Origin of the sequence: Nocardioides sp. (assembly GCF_051876515.1) — a bacterium.
Classification (GTDB): Bacteria; Actinomycetota; Actinomycetes; order Propionibacteriales; family Nocardioidaceae; genus Nocardioides.
Genome location: NZ_JBJEHY010000170.1, coordinates 1 through 21,281, shown reverse-complemented (window position 1 = coordinate 21,281; position 21,281 = coordinate 1). Strand labels below are relative to the sequence as shown.

17 protein-coding genes are annotated in these 21,281 nt (G+C 72.7%); 8 read left to right on the top strand and 9 right to left on the bottom strand.

The genetic code is table 11. The annotated features are described in order from the left end of the window. Nucleotides 1–4 precede the first annotated feature (4 nt). From ACI379_RS12890 to ACI379_RS12880, 3 genes are all read right to left on the bottom strand, one after another. Complete coding sequence (locus ACI379_RS12890; protein WP_439792492.1) at nucleotides 5–1,093, bottom strand: patatin-like phospholipase family protein; 1,089 nt, start codon at nucleotides 1,091–1,093, stop codon at nucleotides 5–7. A gap of 71 nt (nucleotides 1,094–1,164) precedes the next feature. Next, on the bottom strand, nucleotides 1,165–1,980 hold the full coding sequence (locus ACI379_RS12885) for a response regulator transcription factor (protein ID WP_439792491.1): 816 nt from the start codon (nucleotides 1,978–1,980) through the stop codon (nucleotides 1,165–1,167). A gap of 151 nt (nucleotides 1,981–2,131) precedes the next feature. Continuing rightward, nucleotides 2,132–3,070: a GNAT family N-acetyltransferase gene (locus ACI379_RS12880; protein ID WP_439792490.1), complete on the bottom strand. Its 939-nt coding sequence runs from the start codon at nucleotides 3,068–3,070 to the stop codon at nucleotides 2,132–2,134. Between the two features lie 127 nt (nucleotides 3,071–3,197). Between ACI379_RS12880 and ACI379_RS12875 the strand changes: the two genes are divergently transcribed. Then, complete coding sequence (locus ACI379_RS12875) at nucleotides 3,198–5,036, top strand: DEAD/DEAH box helicase (RefSeq protein WP_439792489.1); 1,839 nt, start codon at nucleotides 3,198–3,200, stop codon at nucleotides 5,034–5,036. A 261-nt stretch (nucleotides 5,037–5,297) separates the two neighbouring features. Here the strand turns inward: ACI379_RS12875 and ACI379_RS12870 are convergent, their stop codons facing one another. Then, the gene (locus ACI379_RS12870) at nucleotides 5,298–6,920 is read right to left on the bottom strand and encodes a glycerol-3-phosphate dehydrogenase/oxidase (protein ID WP_439792488.1); all 1,623 of its coding nucleotides are present in this window, start codon (nucleotides 6,918–6,920) and stop codon (nucleotides 5,298–5,300) included. Continuing rightward, the gene (locus ACI379_RS12865; protein WP_439792487.1) at nucleotides 6,917–7,522 is read right to left on the bottom strand and encodes a TetR/AcrR family transcriptional regulator; all 606 of its coding nucleotides are present in this window, start codon (nucleotides 7,520–7,522) and stop codon (nucleotides 6,917–6,919) included. Before ACI379_RS12865 ends, ACI379_RS12870 begins: the two co-directional genes overlap by 4 nt. 79 nt (nucleotides 7,523–7,601) lie before the next feature. Between ACI379_RS12865 and ACI379_RS12860 the strand changes: the two genes are divergently transcribed. Both ACI379_RS12860 and ACI379_RS12855 read left to right on the top strand, forming a co-directional pair. Further along, a complete protein-coding gene (locus ACI379_RS12860) occupies nucleotides 7,602–9,194 on the top strand; it encodes an FAD-binding oxidoreductase (RefSeq protein ID WP_439792486.1) in 1,593 nt (530 codons plus the stop codon). Next, nucleotides 9,191–10,111, top strand: a complete 921-nt coding sequence (locus ACI379_RS12855; RefSeq protein WP_439792485.1) for a diacylglycerol/lipid kinase family protein — start codon at nucleotides 9,191–9,193, stop codon at nucleotides 10,109–10,111. Before ACI379_RS12860 ends, ACI379_RS12855 begins: the two co-directional genes overlap by 4 nt. A gap of 342 nt (nucleotides 10,112–10,453) precedes the next feature. Here ACI379_RS12855 and ACI379_RS12850 read toward each other — a convergent pair whose 3' ends face one another. After that, entirely contained in the window at nucleotides 10,454–11,020 is a 567-nt protein-coding gene (locus ACI379_RS12850) for a YceI family protein (protein ID WP_439792484.1), read from the bottom strand. A gap of 243 nt (nucleotides 11,021–11,263) precedes the next feature. After that, nucleotides 11,264–11,392: a hypothetical protein gene (locus ACI379_RS12845; RefSeq protein ID WP_439792483.1), complete on the bottom strand. Its 129-nt coding sequence runs from the start codon at nucleotides 11,390–11,392 to the stop codon at nucleotides 11,264–11,266. 271 nt (nucleotides 11,393–11,663) lie between these two features. On the opposite strand from ACI379_RS12845, the gene ACI379_RS12840 reads away from it, so the two are divergent. The 4 genes from ACI379_RS12840 (at nucleotide 11,664) to ACI379_RS12825 (ending at nucleotide 17,428) form a co-directional block, all read left to right on the top strand. Next, a complete protein-coding gene (locus tag ACI379_RS12840) occupies nucleotides 11,664–11,927 on the top strand; it encodes a hypothetical protein (RefSeq protein ID WP_439792482.1) in 264 nt (87 codons plus the stop codon). A 13-nt stretch (nucleotides 11,928–11,940) separates the two neighbouring features. Next, nucleotides 11,941–13,764 (top strand): glutamine--fructose-6-phosphate transaminase (isomerizing), encoded by a 1,824-nt coding sequence (gene glmS, locus ACI379_RS12835; protein WP_439792481.1) that lies wholly within the window; start codon nucleotides 11,941–11,943, stop codon nucleotides 13,762–13,764. Between the two features lie 89 nt (nucleotides 13,765–13,853). After that, nucleotides 13,854–14,888: an SGNH/GDSL hydrolase family protein gene (locus ACI379_RS12830; protein ID WP_439792480.1), complete on the top strand. Its 1,035-nt coding sequence runs from the start codon at nucleotides 13,854–13,856 to the stop codon at nucleotides 14,886–14,888. 359 nt (nucleotides 14,889–15,247) lie between these two features. Further along, nucleotides 15,248–17,428 (top strand): hypothetical protein, encoded by a 2,181-nt coding sequence (locus ACI379_RS12825; RefSeq protein WP_439792479.1) that lies wholly within the window; start codon nucleotides 15,248–15,250, stop codon nucleotides 17,426–17,428. Between the two features lie 10 nt (nucleotides 17,429–17,438). On the opposite strand, the gene ACI379_RS12820 is transcribed toward ACI379_RS12825, so the two are convergent. Next, nucleotides 17,439–18,122: a pirin family protein gene (locus tag ACI379_RS12820; RefSeq protein ID WP_439792478.1), complete on the bottom strand. Its 684-nt coding sequence runs from the start codon at nucleotides 18,120–18,122 to the stop codon at nucleotides 17,439–17,441. Between the two features lie 18 nt (nucleotides 18,123–18,140). Between ACI379_RS12820 and ACI379_RS12815 the strand changes: the two genes are divergently transcribed. Beyond that, entirely contained in the window at nucleotides 18,141–19,496 is a 1,356-nt protein-coding gene (locus ACI379_RS12815) for a GH1 family beta-glucosidase (RefSeq protein ID WP_439792477.1), read from the top strand. 285 nt (nucleotides 19,497–19,781) lie between these two features. On the opposite strand, the gene ACI379_RS12810 is transcribed toward ACI379_RS12815, so the two are convergent. Further along, nucleotides 19,782–21,260 (bottom strand): hypothetical protein, encoded by a 1,479-nt coding sequence (locus ACI379_RS12810; protein ID WP_439792476.1) that lies wholly within the window; start codon nucleotides 21,258–21,260, stop codon nucleotides 19,782–19,784. Between the last annotated feature and the right edge of the window lie 21 nt (nucleotides 21,261–21,281).

The following is a 21,281-nucleotide window of genomic DNA, read 5'->3' as shown; positions in this document are numbered from 1 at the left end:
GGACTCAGTACCCGGCGTCGGCCAGCGCCTCCTCGGCCAGCTCGCGGCCCAGGGCGATCAGCTCGTTGCCGCGGTGGAACTCCAGCGTGTGCGCCGAGTCGCGGGGCACCCGGATCGTGATGTCGGCGGGGTAGCTGGCCTCGCGGTAGCGCGCGATGACGTCCTGCATCGCCTCGTACGACATCGTCATCACGTCGCGGTAGCCCAGCCCGGCCGGGAGCTCACCGAACTCCGACCCCGCGTTCTCCTCGGCGGCCGCGTGCGCCGGGTCCTCGTTGCGCTCGAACCAGCCGGCCATGCGGCGTACGGGCTCGGTCTCGCGGAGCTCCTCGACGCGGCGCTGCATCTGGACCCGCCAGTCAGCGACCTTCTTCTCCGACCTCTCCGAGGACCGCTTCTCGGTCGAGGCGGTGACCTCCTCGACCGCGGCGCGTTCCAGGGCCGCCGCACCGACGGCGTCGGCCAGCTCGTCCCGCACGTCGTCGCTGGAAGCGCCCTCGACCGGGCTGCCGCCCGAGGCGCGCGGCGTCTCCCGTCGCGGCCCGCCGCTCAGGTCGACCGCGATCGTGAGGTCGGATGAGAGCGCGGACAGGGGGGCGATCGGCACCGGGTTGAGCATGCCGCCGTCGACCAGCAGGCGACCGTCGAGCACGACGGGCGTGAAGACGGTGGGCAGTGCGATGGAGGCGCGGATCGCGGAGTCGAGTCGTCCGCGCTGGAACCACACCTCGCGGTGCGTCACCAGGTCGATCGCGACCGCGGTGAACGGGATCCGCAGGTCCTCGATGCGGGTGCCGCCCACCAGGGAACGCACCTCGGCCATGATCTTCTCGCCGCGCAGGGCCCCGGGCGTACGCAGGGAGGGGTCGAGCAGGCGCAGCACGTCGCGCTGCGTCAGCCCGCGCACCCAGTCGGCGTACGGGTCGAGCTGGTCGCAGGCCAGCAGCCCACCGATGAGCGCACCCATGGAGGTGCCGGCGACCCCGGTGACCTCCATGCCGCGCTCGCGCAGCACCTCGATGATGCCGATGTGGGCGTAGCCACGGGCTCCTCCGGAGCCGAGGGCGAGGGTCACGCGCGGAGTGTCAGCCACGGTTCCATCGTACGGATCGGTGGGCGCCGAAGCACGGGTCGGACGTCACCCGACCACCGGACCCCGAGGCCTCAGATGGTCTGCGCGTCCCACGTCGGCTGGGGTGCGTCGGCGGGCACGTCGAGGCGGTAGCCGACCCCGCGCACGGTGTGCACCCACACCGTGTCGGAGTGCTGGCGCAGCTTGGCGCGCAGGTTGGCCACGTGGACGTCGACGAGGTGCCAGTCGTGCTCGAGGTTGCTGTTCCAGATCGCGTGCACGATCGCCTCGCGGGTGCACACGGTGCTGGAGCGGGCGGCGAGGAACTCGAGCACGTCGTACTCGATGCGGGTCAGGTCGACGGTCTTGCCGTTGACCTCGACCTCGCGGCGGGCGGGGTGGACCACCAGGCCGCCGCCGCACATGTACGTGCGCTGCGCCGACGGGGTGCCGTTGCCCTGGACCGGGACCCGGAACGAGCCGGAGTCGAACGACGAGGGCTCGTACTGGGTGGGCGGCGCCGCTCCGAAGGTGCCGTTGCGCGGTCGCCGGAAGAGGGCGGCCACGTGGGCGCGCAGCTCGCGCGGCGAGAACGGCTTGAGCAGGTAGTCGTCGGCGCCGACCTCGAGGCCGATGAGCCGGTCGATCTCGTCGGAGCGCGCGGAGATCATGACGATGTAGCAGTCGCTGTTCTCGCGGATGTGGCGGCACACCTCGATGCCGTCCATCTTGGGCAGCGTGAGGTCGAGAGTGACCAGGTCGGGCTTGAGCTCGGCGGCCGTGTCGACGGCGCTACGGCCGTCGGCCACGCTGGTCACGTCGAATCCGGCGGCGATCAGTGATTCGACGATGACGGTGGTGATGTCCGGGTCGTCCTCGACGACGAGCGCGCTCAGTTGCTGCACCATGTGTATCCCCCAAGGCTGTGTCATGCGCGAGTCGGTGCGCGCCACTGCGCCGCACCGGTGGTCGACCCCCCGATCGACTGCCCGCGACGTGTCCCCCGAACAGACACGTGCGGCCATTGAGCCATGAACTGCAAGTTTGACACCATCTGGTCTAGTCCGCTAGGAGTTCCCTTGGAGATTCCGTCAGGGAAACGGCTCGGTGCTGCCACGTCGACGTGACCTGCATGCCCACCTTCCGGTACAAGCCGAGCGCTCCCGTGCGGGTGTCGGTCGCCAGCTCCGAGGTCGTGGCTCCGTGCTCGGCGCCCCGCGAGAAGGCGTCCACCAGCAGCGCCTGGGCCAGCCCGCGCCCCCGCTCGTACCGGCGCACACCGAGCCGGTCCACGTACGCGGTCGAGTCGGCCAGCAGCGTGATCGCCGCCGCAACGACCTCCCCGGACGGGTCACGCACGACCCGGAGCTGCCAGGGGGCGAAGCCGGGTCGTCGCAGCACGGAGGCCTCGAAGTCCGCCCACGGCTCGCGGGGCCTCCCTGCCCACTCGGAGAACGCCTCCTCCAGCACGTCGTGCAGCTGGCCGTACTCGGAGACCTTGGCGGCGCCGACGGTGTACCCGGCCGGCAGGTCCCGGGCCGGCACCTGCGTCCCCGGCGGCACCTGGAGCACCCAGCTCGTCCACCGCACGTGGTAGCCGAGCCGCTCCAGCAGCCGGTCGCCCGTCGATCCCTCCGGCACCGGCATCCCCACGATCCCGTCGCCCCGGCTGCGCGCAGCGGCACGGATCCACGCCGCCAGCCAGGTGCCGATCCCGCGTCCGCCGTACGCCGGGTGGACCGCCGCGTCGTACCGCTCGCGGCCGACGAGCTCGGCGTACCCGACCAGGTCGTCGCCGGCCAGCACCCCGACGGAGCCGGTGGTCAGGTCGTGGCTGGGTCGGGCCCAGTCGGCCACGATGTCGGCCTCTTCGATCTCGACGGTCCCCAGCTCGGCCTGCTGCACCGCGGCCATCAGCTCGTACACGGCCCGGGTGTCGGCGCGGGTGAGCGGACGGGTGGTCAGGCCGTCCGGCAGCCGCTCGGTGGAGTGCTCCATGCCTTCGATGATGGACCCGGTCATGGTGCCTGTCGCCCGATTTTCGTGCTCGCCGTCCACCTCGGGTGACGCAGGTCGCGCACGCGTGGAATGACCACCACGAGCGCGCAGCGACTACCGTTGACGGGTGGATGATTCTTCCCCGGGCAACGACGCCCCCTCCGACTCCCCCACGTCCGCCGCACCTGAGGACGCTGCCGAGTCGATGAACTTTGCTGACCTGGGCCTCGAGCCCGCGGTCCTCCGTGCGGTCACCGGTCTCGGTTACGAGACCCCCTCCCCGATCCAGGCCCGTACGATCCCGTCGCTGCTCGAGGGACGCGACGTCGTCGGCCTCGCGCAGACCGGCACCGGCAAGACGGCCGCGTTCGCGCTGCCGCTGCTCTCCCAGCTCGACCTGCACCAGAAGACGCCGCAGGCGCTCGTGCTGGCCCCGACCCGCGAGCTCGCGCTCCAGGTGTCGGAGGCGTTCGAGTCGTACGCCGCGCAGATGAAGGGCGTCAAGGTCCTCCCGATCTACGGTGGTCAGGGCTACGGCGTCCAGCTCTCCGCGCTGCGTCGCGGCGTGCACGTCGTCGTCGGCACGCCGGGCCGCATCATGGACCACCTGGAGAAGGGCACGCTCGACCTGAGCGAGCTGCGCTTCCTGGTGCTCGACGAGGCCGACGAGATGCTCAAGATGGGCTTCGCCGAGGACGTCGAGACGATCCTCGCCGACACCCCCGACGACAAGCAGGTCGCGCTGTTCTCGGCGACCATGCCGCGTCAGATCAAGTCGATCTCGCAGAAGTACCTCACCGACCCGGTCGAGATCAGCGTGCGCGGCAAGACGACCACGTCGGCCAACATCACGCAGCGCTACATGATCGTCAGCTACCCGCAGAAGGTGGAGGCGCTCACGCGCATCCTCGAGGTCGAGAACTTCGAGGCGATGATCGTCTTCGTCCGCACGAAGAACGAGACCGAGACGCTGGCCGAGAAGCTGCGTGCGCGCGGCTTCTCCGCGACCGCGATCAACGGCGACATCCCGCAGAACCTGCGCGAGCGGACCGTCGAGAAGCTCAAGGACGGCAAGCTCGACATCCTGGTCGCCACCGACGTCGCGGCCCGCGGGCTCGACGTGGAGCGGATCAGCCACGTCATCAACTACGACATCCCGACCGACACCGAGTCGTACGTCCACCGCATCGGCCGCACCGGCCGCGCGGGCCGCAAGGGCGACTCGATCGCGTTCGTGACGCCTCGTGAGCGCTACCTGCTCAAGGCCATCGAGAAGGCCACCAAGCAGCAGCTCACCCAGATGGGCATGCCCACGGTCGAGGACATCAACGAGACGCGCCTGTCGAACTTCGACGACGCGATCACCGAGGCCCTGCAGGGCGACCGCCTCGACTTCTTCCGTGACGTGGTCAACCACTACGTCCAGGAGTACGACATCCCGGAGATCGACGTCGCCGCGGCCCTGGCCGTGGTGATGCAGGGCGAGGAGCCGCTGCTGCTCGACCCCAAGGCCGAGCCGCGCCAGATGCAGTTCAACGAGGACCGCCGCACCGCCGGTGGCGACCGCGGCGACCGGGGTCCGCGCCAGGACCGTGGCGAGCGGGGCGAGCGTCGCCGCAGCGACAAGCCGATGCAGACGTACCGCATCGCCGTCGGCAAGCGGCACCGCGTGGAGCCGCGCCAGATCGTCGGCGCGCTGGCCAACGAGGGCGGCCTGGGCCGTTCGGACTTCGGCAAGATCGACATCCGCGGCGACCACTCGTTCGTCGAGCTGCCCGTGTCGATGGCGCCCGACACCCTGGACCGCCTCTCCGACACCCGCATCTCGGGCAAGCTGATCGAGATCCGTCCCGACACCGCGCCGCCGCGCCGCACCGGCGGGTACAAGGGTGACCGCGACTTCAAGCCGCGCCGTGACTTCGGTGACCGCGACGGCGGGTACAAGAAGCCCCGTCACAAGAACTGAGTCGTACGCCTCCGGGCGTTGACGTCGAGCTCCCCGTCCGGTCTCCGGGCGGGGAGCTCGTGCGTACGGGGTCCTCGGGGCGTGCGTCATACAAATCGCCCGGCGTTGGGCTCGCGTCATGCGAACTCGGCGCCTCGGGCGTGCGTCATACGAACTCGGCTGGAGTGAGGTCTCCGTCCTACGAGCTCGCACCTATAGGTGACGTTGCGTATGACGCGGGCGGTCGGCCGGGCGCCTTCGTATGACGCACCAGGCGTGGCGTCAGGCCACCGAGACCCCTGCGAGCGCGAGCGCCCGCTCGGCCAGCGGTACGGCGGCGGCGAGGTCGGCGGGGACCAGCCCCACGCGGGTACGCCGGTGCAGCAGGTCCTCCACGGTCCGCGCGCCCTCGTGGGTGACGCCGAAGACCAGCTCGGCGAGCGTGACCGGGACCGTCGCCGACGCAGGGGCGAGCAGCTCGTCGTCGGTCAGTCCGCTGACCCCCCGCGCGACGTCGAGGACCAGCTCCGCCTCGGTGCCGAACCGCCGTACCAGCCGCGCGGGCCCGTCGGTCTCGGCCAACGTCTCCCGTGGTGCAGCGCCCAGCAGAGGCAGTGACCGGGTCACGCACGGCCCGGCGTTGAGACCGCCGTGGCCAGCTCCGGCCCCGGCCTCAGCGAGCGCCCCGGCAGGGGTTCCGGCTGCCTCGAGCGCCGCGTCGACGGCGTCCTGGGCCATCCGCCGGTACGTCGTCAGCTTGCCGCCGACCACGGTGACCACACCCGTGCTCGAGGTGAGCACCGCGTGCCGGCGCGAGAGGTCCGCGGTCGCGCCGGTGCCAGTGTCGAGCAGCGGCCTCAGCCCGGCGTACGCCCCGACCACGTCACTGCGGCGCAACGGTCGGCTGAACGCGGCGCCGACCACGTCGAGCAGGAAGCCGATCTCGGTCTCGGTCGGCTGCGGCACGTCCGGCACCGGGCCGGGGGCGGGTTCGTCGGTGAGCCCGACGTACACCAGGCCGTCGGGCTGCGGCAGCACGAGCGCGTACCGGTTGAAGGTGCCCGGGATCGGGACCGTCACCGACACGCGCAGCCCGCCGAGCGCCTCGCCGCGCAGCACCAGGTGGGTGCCGCGGCTGGGCCGCAGCCGGATCTCGGGGACCAGGTCGTCGGCCCACACGCCGGTGGCGTTGACGACGGCGCGGGTGCGTACGACGTGGGTGGCGCCGGTGAGCTCGTCGCGCAGCAGCACCTGCGTCCCGGACGCCTCGAGGACCCGCAGCCGGGTACGGGCCACGGCGCCGTGCGCCACCGCCGTACGGACGAGGGTGGTCACCAGGCGTGCGTCGTCCTCCAGCTGGCCGTCCCACGACAGCAGCCCGCCGCGCAGTCCCGCGGTACGCAGCTCGGGCGCCATGCTCAGCGCCTCGGTCGCGGTCACGCGCCGCGGGTGCGGCAGGGTCTCGACGTCGGTACGCGCCGCGCGGCGCAGCAGGTCGCCGGCGACGAAGCCGAGGCGGGCGACGGAGCCGTGGGTGGCCGACGTGCCCGCGTGCAGCGGCAGCAGCAGCGGCATCGGGTGGCTGAGGTGCGGGGCGGTGACCTCCATCAGGACGCCGCGCTCGACGGCGCTCTCGTGGGCCACGCCCACCTGTCCCTTGGCGAGGTAGCGCAGGCCGCCGTGGACCAGCTTCGAGGACCACCGGCTGGTGCCGTGGGCGACGTCGGAGGCGTCGACCGCGAGCACGGTGAGCCCGCGGCTGGCGGCGTCGAGCGCGACCCCGGCGCCGGTGACGCCGAGACCGGCCACGACGAGGTCGACCTCGTCGGGGAGGTGGTCGCTGCCGACCCCGATGCGGGCCTCGGCGCCCGCGGCGGGGGCTGGCCAGTTGATCTGGTGGCTCATCGGGGCCCGCCGGGTGCCAGGGCACGCTCGACCAGGTCGCCGAGGGCCCGGTCGAGGTCGCCGAGGGTGGTGCGGTCGTCGACCATCGTGAGCGCCGACAGCACGAACCCGTGCCCGGCGAGGACCATGGTGCGGGCCAGCAGCCGCGGGTCGCCCTCGCGTGCCCAGCCGGCCTCCTGGCCGGCGAGGACGGTCTCCTCGAGCAGGGTGAGCAGGGCCTGCTGGGAGCGGCCGGGGCGGGAGAGCAGGTAGGGGAGCAGCAGCTCGGGGTCGAGCTCGACGATCCGTACGAACAGCTCGTTGTCGCGCAGCGCCCGGACCAGGTCGACCAGTGCCGTGGCCAGGTCGGCCAGGCTGGTGGGGCGTCCGGTGGCGGGCCGGCTGGCGGCGGCGATCCCGGCCCACTCGCGGGTCATCAGGTCGCCAAGCAGGGCGCCCATGTCGGACCACGAGCGGTAGATGGTCATCCGCGAGACGCCCGCGCGGCGGGCCACCTCGGTCAGCGTCGTACGGCGCCAGCCCACGTCGAGGATGCAGTCCCGGGCGGCGTCGAGGTACTCGTCCTGCGGGTCGCGGGAGGTGTCCGGCTCGGTGCTCGTCATCGCGGCCCCCACGGCTGTCCGTGAGGGGCGGAGGTCAGGCGGGTGTTACAAAGTGACGCCATGTGTAACACTGTAACACGTGAGCCAGATCGCAGACGTTGACCAGCAGCCCGAGATGCACCCCCAGCGGTGGGGTGACCCGGCGCGTGCCACTGCCCTCCCTGACGGGGCGCGCGGGCTGGTCGACCTCGTGTTCGGCGCCCACGACACCCCGGCCGTCGAGGCCCCGCCGGTTCCTCCCTCCCAGCTGGACCCGGCCCACCTCGACGCGCTGGCGGGAATCGTGGGCGCCGAGCACGTCCTGGTCGACGACGACGTGCGCCGCGGCCGTACCCGCGGGAAGTCGACTCCCGACCTGCTGCGCGCGCGCTCCGGCGACCTCGCCGACGCCCCCGACGTCGTGGTCCGCCCCGACGGCCACGACCAGGTGGCGGCCGTGCTGGCGTACGCCGTCGACCACCACCTGGCCGTGGTCCCGTACGGCGGCGGCACCGCCGTCACCGGTGGGCTGGTCGCCGCCCGCGACGGGTTCGCCGGCGTGCTCAGCCTCGACCTGGTCCGGATGAAGCGGCTGCTCGCCGTCGACGACGTCTCCCTCACCGCCACCCTCGAGCCCGGCCTGCGCGGCCCCGAGACGGAGGCCCTGCTCGCCGAGCACGGGCTCACCCTGGGCCACTTCCCGCAGTCGTTCGAGTTCGCCAGCATCGGCGGGTTCGCCGCCACCCGCTCCTCGGGACAGTCGTCGGCCGGCTTCGGGCGCTTCGACGCCATGGTGGTGGGCCTGCGCGCGGCGACGCCGGTCGGCGACCTCGACTGGGGCGTCGCGCCCGCCAGCGCCGCCGGCCCCGACCTGCGCCAGGTGCTGCTCGGCTCCGAGGGTGCGTTCGGCGTGATCACCGAGATCACCGTGCGCGTACGCCGGCTCGCCGAGATCAAGCAGTACGAGGGGTGGCGCTGGGCGAGCTTCGCCGACGGGTCCGCCGCGATGCGTACGCTCGCCCAGGCCCAGCTGCTGCCGACCGTGCTGCGGCTCTCCGACGAGTCCGAGACCGCGATCAACCTCGCCGACCCCAGCGCCATCGGCGGCCAGGGGGACGGCGGCTGCCTCATGGTGGTGGGACACGAGGGCACCGCCGAGCAGGTCGCCGCCCGGCAGGCCGCCGTCGCGGCCGTGCTCGCCGGGCTGGGCGGCACCGCGCTGGGCTCCGAGCCGGGCGAGGCGTGGGCGCACGGCCGGTTCAACGCGCCGTACCTGCGCGACTCGCTGCTCGACGTCGGTGTCCTCGTCGAGACCCTCGAGACCGCCACGTTCTGGTCGCGGGTGCCCCAGCTGTACGCCTCGGTCAAGCAGACGCTCGCCGACGGGCTGGGCGAGGGGTCTCTGGTGCTCTGCCACATCTCGCACGTGTACGAGACGGGCTGCTCCCTCTACTTCACCGTGGCGGCGAAGGCCGCCGTCGACCCGCTCGCCCAGTGGCTGGTGGTCAAGGACGCGGTCGGCGACGCGATCGTCGAGAACGGCGGCACCATCACCCACCACCACGCGATCGGCACCGACCACAAGCCGTGGCTGGCCGCCGAGGTCGGCCAGGTCGGGGTCGAGGTGCTGCGCGGGCTCAAGCGGACCTTCGACCCGACCGGCGTGCTCAACCCCGGGGTGCTGGTGCCGTGAGCGGAGAGGTCGCGCGCTCGTTCACCTGCCTGGTCAACCCGCACGCTGGCGGTGCGGCCGGGGCCGCCGCCGTCGCGGTGGCGAGGGGGCTGCGCGAGAGCGGGGCCCGCGTGGAGGTGATCCACTCGCCCGGGGTGGCGGCCGCGCGCGAGCTCGCGTCGCGGGCCACCGAGGCCGGTGACGTGGTGGTGGCGGTCGGCGGTGACGGCATGGTCGCCTCCCTGGCGGGGCGGATGGTCGAGCTGGCGGACCGCGGCGGCGTCCTGGGGTTCGTCCCCTCAGGCCGGGGCAACGACTTCGCCCGGATGCTCGGGGTCCCCGACGACGTGGACTCGATGGTGCGGCGCCTGCTGCACGAGCCGTCGCGGACGGTGGACGTGATCGAGGTGTCCGGCGGTGCGCGGGACGAGGTCGTGGCGGGGTCGGTGTACGCCGGCGTCGACGCCGAGGCGGCCGCGGTGGTGGCCCGGATGCGCCGGGTTCCGCGGCCCCTGCAGTACCCGCTGGCCGGTGTCCGCTCGCTGGCCCGCTACGTCCCGCACGCGTACCGGCTCGTCGTCGACGGCGAGGTCCACGAGGTCGAGGCCGCCACCGTGGTGGTCGCGAACTCGGCGTACTACGGCGCGGGCATGCGGATCGCTCCCGGTGCGCTGCTCGACGACGGCCTGCTCGAGGTGGTCGTCATCGGCGCTGCCGGTCGGCTGGAGCTGATCCGGGCCATGCCGCAGCTGTACGACGGCCGCCACGTCGACCATCCCGAGGTCACGGTGCTGCGCGGTCGCGTGGTGGAGCTCAGCTCGTACGGTGCCCGCGACGTCCCGGTCGGCGGCGACGGCGAGGACCTCGGCGTGCTCCCGCGTACGGCTGGCGCGCCGCTGCGGATCGCCGTGCGGGCGGCAGCCCTGCAGGTGATCTGAGGGCGTCGGCAGCCCCCCGGCCTCTGCCCCGCGCTCACCCTCTCCGATTGACCCCAAATCGGGTCAGGTGACCCACTTTGGGGTCAATGGGAGAGGAGTTGGGGACGCCGGGAGGGAAGCCGCTCCTGGACTTCCCGGGGCCCCGGGCCTGGGTACGACAAACGCCCCAACCCGACAGGGGAGTACGGGTTGGGGCGTTCGCGGCGTCAGTTGGGGTCGCTCGGAGAGGGTTCCGGGGGTTCTGAACCTCTCCCGGTGACCCCAATTCCGGCGAGTGACCCCAAATTGGGTCACCTGACCCAATTTGGGGTCACCGGGAGAGGCGACCCCCCCGCGCCAACCTCAGGCGGACTGGATCGCGGAGACGTCGAACTCGAGCTTGATCTTCTCCGACACGAGGACGCCGCCGGTCTCGAGCGCGGCGTTCCAGGTGAGGCCCCAGTCCTTGCGGTTGATGGTGGTCTCGCCCTCGAAGCCGACGCGCACGTTGCCGAAGGGGTCGCGGGCGGAGCCGGTGTGCTCGAACTCGATGGTGACGGGCTTGGTGACGTCCTTGATGGTCAGGTCGCCGGTGATGGCCCAGTCGTCGCCGTCGCGGGCGACTGAGGTCGAGGTGAACGTCCAGGTCGGGTACGTCTCGGTGTCGAAGAAGTCGGCGGAGGCGAGGTGGCCGTCGCGGTCCTTGGAGCCGGTGTCGACGGACGCGGCGTTGATGGAGAGCTGCACCTTCGAGGCGGCCGGGTTCGCGGTGTCGATGGTGGCGGTGCCCTCGAACTCGGTGAAGTTGCCGCGCACCTTGGTGACCATCGCGTGGCGGGCCACGAAGCCGAGGCGGGTGTGCGACGGGTCGATGACGTAGTTGCCGGCGATGTCGTCGATGGCGGTGGTGGGGGCGTCGAAGCTGCTCATGGGGATCTCCTAGGAAGCGGTTTTGTTTGAACCTTCAAACATCACAAGGGTCCGTGGTCCGCATTCATTCCCGGGATCCAGAAAAAAGTTGAAACTTCTTGTACGCACGCTCGGCGCACGCGCGGACCGGCTCCCGAGTGCCAGCGGCCTCACGGCCTGTTGTGCAGCCTCTACCGTGCACCGAAATGGCGAACGCCGCACCCCTGGCGGGTGCGGCGTCCGGTGAACTGTCGGGGTCGCGGCTCAGGCCGCGTGCGAGGTGGAGAGCGCGTCCGGAGTGCTCCAGTGGGCCTCCATGCGGGTGCGACCCTGCTCGTCGGTGACGGCGACCCAGCGGCAGACGGGGCGGCTGGTCACGGTGTGGTCCCTCATGAGACACCTCCTGTTCATCTTCTGTTCACCTAGCGTAGCACCGCCCCACCCGAACGGACCGATTCCCGGCCAAACGGGCCGAGCCGCTCCACTGGCGCACCACGCTGAGCGTACGAACGGGGGCGGTTCCACCACCTGAGCGTGCAGCTGAGGGCGCGGAGTCCCCTGTGTGGCCTGGGTGCCGCCCCAATGGTTCCCCCGATACCCACTTCTTGCCCGATTTCGGGCAAGAAGTGGACGCAACGCCCCAAGGGGGCGCACTCTCGTACCTGTGTCACCGGATCCGCAGCTCGTCGAGCACCTCGTCGCGACGACGTCGCTGACCCCCGGTGAGGCACGTCGGGTGGTGGAGGACGTCCTCGCCTTCCACGCCGAGAGCGTCGAGGCGTACGTCCTGCGCCGCCACGCTCACCTCAAGACGTACGGGGCCAAGAACCCCGAGATCTTCCAGCGGATCGCCGCCGAGCTCGCCGAGCGCGTGGTGGCCGCCCCCGTCCTCTCCGAGCGCCAGCTGCGCCGGATCGTCTACGGCTGAACCAGGAGCAACCATGTGCGGAATCGTCGGGTACGTCGGGGGCCAGCAGGCCGCCCCGCTGCTGCTGGAGGGGCTCGCCCGCCTCGAGCACCGCGGGTACGACTCGGCGGGCGTCGCCGTCCTCGGCGGCTCCGGCCAGCGCCTCGCCAAGCGGGCCGGGCGGGTGCGTGACCTGTCGGAGGCGCTGCCCAAGCGGTTCGCCGGCAAGGTCGGCATCGGCCACACCCGGTGGGCCACCCACGGCCCGGCGACCGACGCCAACGCCCACCCGCACCTCGACGAGGCGTCCGCGGTCGCGGTCGTCCACAACGGCATCATCGACAACGCCTCGACCCTGCGCCGCCAGCTCACCGACGCGGGCGTCGAGCTGGCCAGCGACACCGACACCGAGGTGCTCGCCCACCTGGTGGCCCGCTCGGACGCGGACACCCTCGAGGGCAAGGTGCGCGAGACGCTGTCGTACGTCGAGGGGACGTACGGCATCGCGGTGACGCACGCCGACTTCCCCGACCGCATCGTGGTGGCCCGCAACGGCAGCCCGCTCCTGGTCGGCGTGGGGGAGAAGGAGATGTTCGTCGCCTCCGACCTGGCCGCGATCATCCGGCACACGACCGCGGTGGCCCACCTCGACGACGGCGAGATGGCGACGGTCACCGCGACCGGCTTCACGACCGTGCGCCACACCGACGGTGCCGCGACCGCGCGGGAGGCCGTCGCGATCGACGTCGACGCCGACCAGTACGAGGCCGGCGAGCACGAGTCGTACATGCACAAGGAGATCCACGAGCAGCCGGCGTCGGCCGCCCGGGTGCTCCGCGGTCGCCTCGACGAGCGCTTCGGCACCGCGCACCTCGGCGGCCTGGGTCTGGACAACCGGGAGCTCCGGGCGATCCGACGGGTCAAGATCCTGGGCTGCGGGTCCGCCTTCTACGTCGGGCAGATGGGGGCGGGCCTGATCGAGGAGCTCGCCCGCATCCCCGCCGACGCGGAGGCCGCCAGCGAGTTCCGCTACCGCAACCCGATCGTCGAGCCGGACACCCTGTACGTCGTGGTCAGCCAGTCCGGAGAGACCATCGACACCCTGCTGGCCGTCGAGGAGGTACGCCGCAAGGGCGGCCGCTGCGTCGGCCTGGTCAACGTCGTCGGCTCGGCGATCGCGCGGGCCTGCGACGGCGGCATCTACCTGCACGCCGGCCCCGAGGTGGCGGTGGCGAGCACGAAGGCGCTGACCAACATGTTCCTCGGCTTCGCGCTGCTGGCGCTGCAGCTGGGTCGGGTGCGGGACCTGTCGATCGCCGACGGCAAGCGGCTGATCGCCGGCCTGGAGCGTCTGCCCGACCAGATCGCGGAGATCCTCGAGGGCGAGGCCGACCTGGCGGAGGCGGCCAAGGAGCTCGCGGCGGCCGAGAGCCTCTTCTTCGTCGGACGGGTCCGCGGCTTCCCGGTGGCCCGCGAGGGCGCGCAGAAGTTCAAGGAGATCAGCTACCGGCACGCGGAGGCGTACCAGACCTCCGAGCTCAAGCACGGTCCGCTGGCCCTGATCTCCCCGCAGGTGCCGACGGTCGCGGTGGTGCCCGACGACGAGCTGACCGAGCGCAACGTGGCGGCGCTGCACGAGATCGCGGCCCGCGGCGGCCCGCTGTGGGTGGTGACGCACCCCGGCGTCGACCTGGGCGACGTGCCGGCCCGCCGGATCGAGGTGCCGCGCAACGAGGTGGAGCTCGACCCGATCCTCCTCACGGTGCCGCTGCAGGTGCTGGCGTACCACGCGGCGGCCTCGCTGGGTCTCGACGTCGACAAGCCCCGCAACCTGGCCAAGTCGGTCACCGTGGAGTAGTGCGTGTTCGTGCTGGTGACGGGGGATTCTCCGCCCCTACAGTGATGCAGGTCACATTCCTGCGTCACTGGCCCCTCTCGGAGGAAAAGATGTCCGTCACCTCACGCTGTGCATCCCGGCTCAGGCGGCTCGCCCGCACCGCGGCCCTCGCCGTACCCGTCCTGCTCCTCTCGCCGCTGCTCGCCGTGCCCGCGCACGCGGCCAGCCCGTCGTACGTCGCCCTGGGTGACTCGTACGCGTCGGGCACCGGGGCCGGGTCGTACCTGTCCGACGGGACCGAGTGCTACCGCTCGACCGCGGCGTACGCCTCCCTCATCGCCACCGCGAAGGGGTACTCGCTCAACTTCCGCGCCTGCTCCGGCGCCGTCGTCAGCGACGTGGTCAACGCGCAGCTGCCCTCGCTCAGCTCCTCCACCTCGTACGTGACGATCAGCGTCGGCGGCAACGACGCCGGCTTCGCCAGCGTGCTGACCGAGTGCGCCCTGCCGGGCTGGATGAGCAGCTGCGACTCCAAGATCTCCACCGCCCGCACCTTCATCAACAACACGCTGCCGAGCCGGTTGAGCAGCCTGTACGCCCAGATCCGGTCCAAGGCGCCCAACGCCAAGGTCGTGGTCGTCGGCTACCCGCGCATCTTCAACGGCGAGGACTGCAACGTCCTGACCTTCTTCTCCCCGGCCGAGCAGAGCAGCCTCAACGCGACCGGCGACCTGCTCAACACCAAGCTCGCCGCCGCCGCGGCCGCGCAGGGTTTCACCTTCAGCAACCCGACCAGCCGCTTCACCGGCCACGCCTGGTGCTCCAGCGACGCGTGGCTCAACGGCCTCAAGACCAACATCACCGAGAGCTACCACCCCAACAAGGCGGGCCACGCCAGCGGCTTCACCCCGCTGATCAGCCCCGTCCTCACCGGCGCCTCGCTGACCGTCAACCCGAGCCTGGTGGCCAAGGCCGCCGCGCAGCGCGAGGAGCTGGCCGCCCAGCAGCGTGAGTGGAACGCCCTCGACAAGGCGATCAAGCCCAAGGAGTTCGTCGCGCCGGACCTCTACAGCCACCGCGCCAAGGTCGCCGCGCGCAAGGCCGGCATCAACCTCAAGAAGTTCCGCGCCCGCCACGGTCTCTGACCCTCGGCCGGGCGCACGCACGGCCCCTTGCTGCATGGGGTCATCAAGGGGCCGTGCGGTGCACACTTTTGCACGTCACGGGCCGACCTGTCCGCGAATCTGTGCAACTCACAGGGTGCGCACAGGGCTCCGAAAATTTCCTGAACGTTTTGTGTTTCAACCACATCCGCGGGGGAACAAGGCGCTCGTGTGAACAGCCGTGGACGGTTGCAGGCCTTCTCGGGCGGCCTGCAACCGCCGCTGCTCCACGTCGATGAAGGACTGCGTCGGGCGAGTGGCTGGAGGAGGGTCGGGTGGCCAGTGCGTGCACCAACTGTGCGGCCCCTCTGACGGACGCGCCCCAGTGCGCCCAGTGCGGCATGTTCGCGCCCCCCGCCCGTGTCGTACCCATCGCCCCGTCCGCACGGCAGCAGTCATCGCCCGAGCGACGCGCCGACACCGGTGACGGTCCGTCGGGTGAGGCTCGGGCCGGCGACACCAGGGCCCGGGTCCGGCTGTACGGCATCCGCTCCGAGATGGCGGCCGCCAAGGCGGCCCAGGAGCTGGCGGCCCAGGTCGCCCGCGAGTCCGCCGAGCAGGCCGCCAGGTACGCCCGCGCCGCGCAGCAGCAGAGCCACGCCGCCCGCGCCGCTCGCCCTGTGACGGGCCAGCCGGTGGGTCAGCCGGTCCGCCCCACCGGGCCGCCGGCGCCGGCGCCGTCGCAGATCTCCGACCGGCTGGGCACCACCCAGAAGCGGGCCCCGCTCAACTCCGTCGTCCCGGGCGCACCCTCGCCGGTGCGTCCTCGCAGCAACCACGAGCTCGACGGCATGCCCGCCGAGCAGCGCCCCTCCGCCGCCGCCCCGCGCGGTCCCCGGCCGGTGCTCGTCCCGAGCCAGCAGCCCCGCGGCGAGGCTGCCCGCGGCCCGGTCGCCCCGCCGGTGCAGTTCGGCGCGCCCGCGCCGTACGGCCCCGCGGGTGGGTACGCCCCGGCGCCGCCCGCGCGGCCCCGACGCGCGGTGCCCCTGGACAACCCGTTCCGTCGGCTCGTCGCCGTCGACGCCGTCAAGGACGTCGCCGCCCTCGTCTGCCTGGTCCTGGCCCTGCTTCTGCCGTGGAACGCCACCGCCGACGGCGGCCGGCTGTGGTGGGTCGTGGTCCCGGTCGCGCTGACCGCGCTCGCGCTCACCGTCCCGTACGTCATGACGTCCCGGCTGCTGCCGGCCTTCCGCCCGGCCCAGTCGGCCGCGCTCAAGGCGGCGCTGACGGCGCCGCTCGTCCTCGCCGCGCTGGCGACACTCGTCGTCGAGGTCGTCCAACGGGGCGACGGGGTCGGCGTCTCGGTGGCCGCCGCACTCACCGGGGCCGCGTTGACCGCCCAACCCCGCCGGGCCGAGGAGGTGCTCGGGGTGGTCGCCGAGCACTGGCTGGCCAACACCGCCTTCGTCGTCGCCGTGGTGGCCGTCGTCCTGCACGTCGTGGCCTTCCCGGTCTACGCCGTGGGGGTGGACGCCGGAGGTGCGCTGGGCTGGTTCTCCGCGGTCCTCCTGCTGCTGGCCCCGCCGGTCACGGTGCTCGGGTTCCCGGCCGTCTCGCACGCGATGGGGCGTACCTCCGGACGCCGCGTCTTCGCCGTCGCCGGCCTCACCTGCCTGGCGGTCACGGTCCTCGCGGCACTCGACGTCCCCGGCTTCGTCTCCGCCTCCGTCGTCGAGCGTCTCGGTGGCGCCTCGGGCGGCGCCTTCCTCGTGGGGGCTGCCGCCGCGCTCGCCCTGGCCCACCCCGCAGTGCGTCGTACGGGGGCGGGCGTGGACCCCGCCGTCGCGTGGGCGCAGACCGCCCGCCAGGCGTTCGGTCTCACCGCCGCAACCCTGGTGTGCGAGGTGCTGGTCTTCCTCTCCGTCCTCGTCTTCAGCGACGTCCGCCCCGGCGCGTACGTCGGTGCCGTGGTGCTGCGGGCCGTCGCTGCGCTGCTCGCGGTCGTCGCGGCCGTCCTCCTCGTCGACCTGGGTCGCCGCGTCGCGGTCCTCGTGCTCGGCGCCGCCGTGCCGCTCCTGGCCGCGGTGGGGTGGCTGCTCGCTGCGGCCGCCACCCCGGACGGCCTCCCGGTCGGGCTGGGACCGTGGCAGGCCGCGGCCTGGTTCGCGCTGCCGGCCCTGGGGCTCTGGTCGCTCACCGTGCCGGGTCCGGTGCGCGCGGAGGCCAGGCGTCGCTCCGTACGCCGGGTGCCGACCTCGTGGCAGCCGCCGCAGCAGGCGTTCGCCTGGGCCCCGCCTGCCGGTGGGCCAGCCCTCCAGCCCCCGCAGCCCGCGCCCCAGCCGGTGCCCCAGCAGCCCGTCGCACCCACGCCGGTGCCCGGCTACGCGCCGCTCGCCGCCGTGCCGCCGTTGGCACCGGTGCCGCCGCGCCCGGGTCCGGCCACGTTCCTGCCCCCGCAGCAGCCGATGACGTACGTCCAGTCGCCCGGCACCACGCAGACGCGACGCATCCCCACGGGCGCCACGCCCCGGACGCAGCCCGGTCAGGAGTGGTCGGGCTGGCGGATGCCCACCGCCCGCTGACCCTCCCGGCTCAGTCGTCGAACGACCACACGAGCAGCTCGCCCGGCTCCTCGGCCCGCACGTCGGAGCCGGCGGCCCCCGTGATCCGTACGGCGTCGCCCCCGGCGAGCCGCTGACCGTCGAGGACCACCGCCCCGGTGGCGGCGAAGACGTGCTGGTGCACCGCCGTGGGCAGCTGGACCTGGTCGCCGGCCTCGAGCCGCGCCACCGACAGCCGGGCCCCCGTACGGCCCAGGCGCAGCCCGTCACCGCCGGCGACGTCCACGAGGCCGCCGCGCAGGTCCCCCGCACCCGTCGTCCGGTACGCGGGCGTGCCGCCCGGTTCGTCCGGCGTGACCCACACCTGGATGAAGCGCGTGGGGCCGGCCGCGGCGTCCGCGAACTCCGAGTGCCGCACCCCGTCGCCGGCTGAGAGGACCTGCACCTGGCCGGGGTGCAGGACGTGGTGGTGACCCTCGTCGTCGGCGTGCACGAGGGCCCCCGACAGGACCCAGGTGACGATCTCCAGGTCGCGGTGCGGGTGGTCCGGGTAGCCGGCCGCTGGCTCCAGGAGGTCGTCGTTGTGGCACACCAGTGGACCGAACCCCAGGTTCGCCGGGTCGTAGTGCCTCCCGAAGGAGAACGAGTGCCTGGTCAGACGGCCGAACTCCGCCGTGGCGAACCTCGTCGATCCCTCGTACAAGCGCTGGGTCATGGGGCTATCTTCGCTCGTGTGACGAGTCCCAGCTCTGAAGGCCTGCCCCTGCTGCCCGCTGGATTCCGGTTCGGCACGAGCACGGCGGCGTACCAGATCGAGGGTGCGGTCGCCGAGGACGGTCGCGGCCCCAGCATCTGGGACACCTTCACCGCGCAGCCGGGTCGGGTCATCGACGGCAGCAGCGGCGCGGTGGCGTGCGACCACTACCACCGCTACGACGAGGACGTCGCCCTGATGGAACGGCTCGGCGTGCAGGGGTACCGGTTCTCGATGAGCTGGTCGCGGATCGTGCCCGACGGTCGCGGAGCGGTGAACGAGCGCGGGCTCGACTTCTACGACCGCCTCATCGACCGCCTGCTCGCGGGCGGCGTGAACCCGATGGTGACGCTGTACCACTGGGACCTGCCGCAGGCGCTGGAGGACGACGGCGGCTGGCTCAACCGTGACACCGTCGAGCGCTTCGCCGAGTACGCCGCCGTGGTGGGCGAGCGGTTCGCCGACCGGGTCGAGCACTGGATCCCCGTCAACGAGCCCAACGTGGCCTCGCTGATGGGGTACGCGACGGGCCAGCACGCGCCCGGACGCACGCTGCTCTTCGACGCCCTGCCGGCCGTGCACCACCTGCTCCTGGCCCACGGGCGTGCCGCGATCGAGCTGCGCCGCCACGGTGCGCAGAGCATCGGGTGCGCCAACAACCACGCCCCCATGTGGCCGGCCAGCGACGACCCGGCCGACGTGGGCGCCACCAAGCTGTTCGACGCGCTGTGGAACGGCGCCTTCCTCGAGCCGATGCTGCTGGGGCGCTACCCGGTCGACCTGGCGCCGCTGATGGAGGAGGGCGTCGCCGACGGCGACATGGCCACCATCCGTCAGCCGCTCGACTTCTACGGCGTCAACTACTACAACCCGATGCGGGTGGGTGCGGCTCCCGAGGACGAGGAGATGCCGTTCGTCATGCGTGACGTTGTCGGCTACCCCACGACCGACTTCGGCTGGCCCGTCGTTCCCGACGCGCTGCGCGAGTGGCTGATCATGCTGCGCGCCCGCTTCCGCGCCGCCCTGCCGCCGATCTACATCACCGAGTCGGGGGCGTCGTACAACACCGGACCGGACGCCGACGGCGTCGTCGACGACCAGGCCCGCATCGACTACCTGGCCGCGCACCTGACCGCCGTCTCCGAGGCGGTCAACCGGGGTGTCGACATCCGCGGGTACTACACGTGGTCGTTGATGGACAACTTCGAGTGGGCCGAGGGGCTCACCCAGAGGTTTGGCCTCGTGCACGTCGACTACGACACGCTCAAGCGGACGCCCAAGCGGTCGTTCGACTGGTTCGCCGACGTCATCGCCTCGCAGCCGCAGGACAACTGAGGGGCGGCCGCCCTTCGGTGGGTGAGTTCGCCGCAGTCGGTGGGTGAGTTCGCCGCAGTCGGTGGGTGAGGTCGGCCCCGGTGGTTGAGCCGGCCCCGGTGGTTGAGCCTGTCGAAACCACCCGCCCGTCCCCGGCCGTACCAGCGTCCCCAACGTGGGGTCGATGGGAGAGGTTCTGGGGGTCGCTCGATGGCTCCCGGTGACCCCAACTGGCCCGGGTGACCCCAAATCGGGTCACCTGAACCAATTTGGGGTCAGTGGGAGAGGCAGGCGGTCCCACCCACCTCAGACGTCGGGCAGCGCCGGCAGCGGCACCGCGTCGACCGCCGCCAGCGCGTCGTCGAAGGCGGTGTTCCAGTCCCTGCGGGCCCCCGCCCAGTCGGTACGGATCTGCTCCGAGGCCGAGGAGAAGGACTGCCAGCCCTCGGTGTCCCGGTAGTCCTCGGGGCAGTTCTCCCAGCACAGGTTCCAGGCGGCGACGGCGCCGTGGCCCTCGCGCACGGCCTGGACGCCGCGGTCCAGGACGCCGAGGAGGGCCGCGTGCGTGGTCTCCAGGCCGGGCGGCGCGGTGGCGGCGGCCAGCTCGGCGTACAGCTGCTCGCGCGACGTCACGCCCTCGCCCATCGCCCACTCGACGTCGTGGGAGGTCGTGGTGCTGTCGCCGACGACGTCGGAGAGGGTGTCGCGGGCCTGCTGGTAGCGGCGCATGACGCCGCGCACCGTCTCCGCGTACGCGTCCAGGCCGGCCGTCACCTCCGAGCGGCTCGCCTCGGCGGCGGCGTACTCCTCGCGCCACGCGGCCATCACCGTCTGCGCCTCGGCGACCCAGGTGTCCATCGACTCGGCGGCCGGGGTCGGGTCGATCCCGATGGCCGCGCTGGAGGTCACGAACGGCTCCCGCTGGGCGGCCCACACCTCGAGGGCGTCCGGTGCCATCCGGGAGAGACCGCCCAGGGCGCCCAGAGCTGCCTGGAGGCGTACGAGCTCCTCGTCCTCGGTCCCGGTCAGTGCCGCCTCGGCGGTGTGCGCGGCGGCTGCTGCCCGCGCCCCGAGGACGGCGGCCCCCGTCGTGTTGCGGACCGTGGCGAGCTCGGTGACCAGCGAGGCGAGCTCGGCGTCCAGCGCCTCGGCGGCGTGCGTACGGACCACCCGGGCGGCGTTGGCCCACGCCGGTCGGGGGTCGCGGACCCCGGCGTCGACGTCCTGCTCGGCCAGCCGCGAGCGGGCGTCGCCGAGGGCGGAGACGCTGTCGGAGAGGACCGGGTACGCGGTGCCCCACGCGGTCAGGGACTCCGGTGTCAGGGCCTCGAGCGGCACGACCGCCTCCAGCAGGTCGGCCTCGGAGGAGAGCAGGTTCCAGGCCTCGGCGTGGAAGGAGGCGTCGACGTCCTCGACGTCGGCCAGCGCCGCCTCGACGGCGCTGAGCGCCTCGGGCGCCTCGGCCCCGGCGGCGCTCAGGTCGCCGAGGTCGTCCGCGTCGGCGAGGGCGGACAGGACGGCGTCGGTGGCCGCCCCGGCGCTGCTCACCGCGGCGTGCAGCGGCCGGTCGCGCCACCACTGATAGCCGACCACGCAACCGGCCACGACGCCGACGACCAGCACCAGGGCGGCGCCCGCGGCGACCATGACCTGGGTACGCGGCCGCGCGCCAGCCGCGAGGGCGGGAGCGACGGCCGCCAGCACGGTGGTCTGCTGGGGCCCGCTGGCGGCCGTGTCGTCGCGGAACAGCGGCGGCGGCGGGGGCAGCGCCGGCACCCATGGCACGCGAAATCGGAAGTCGCTTCA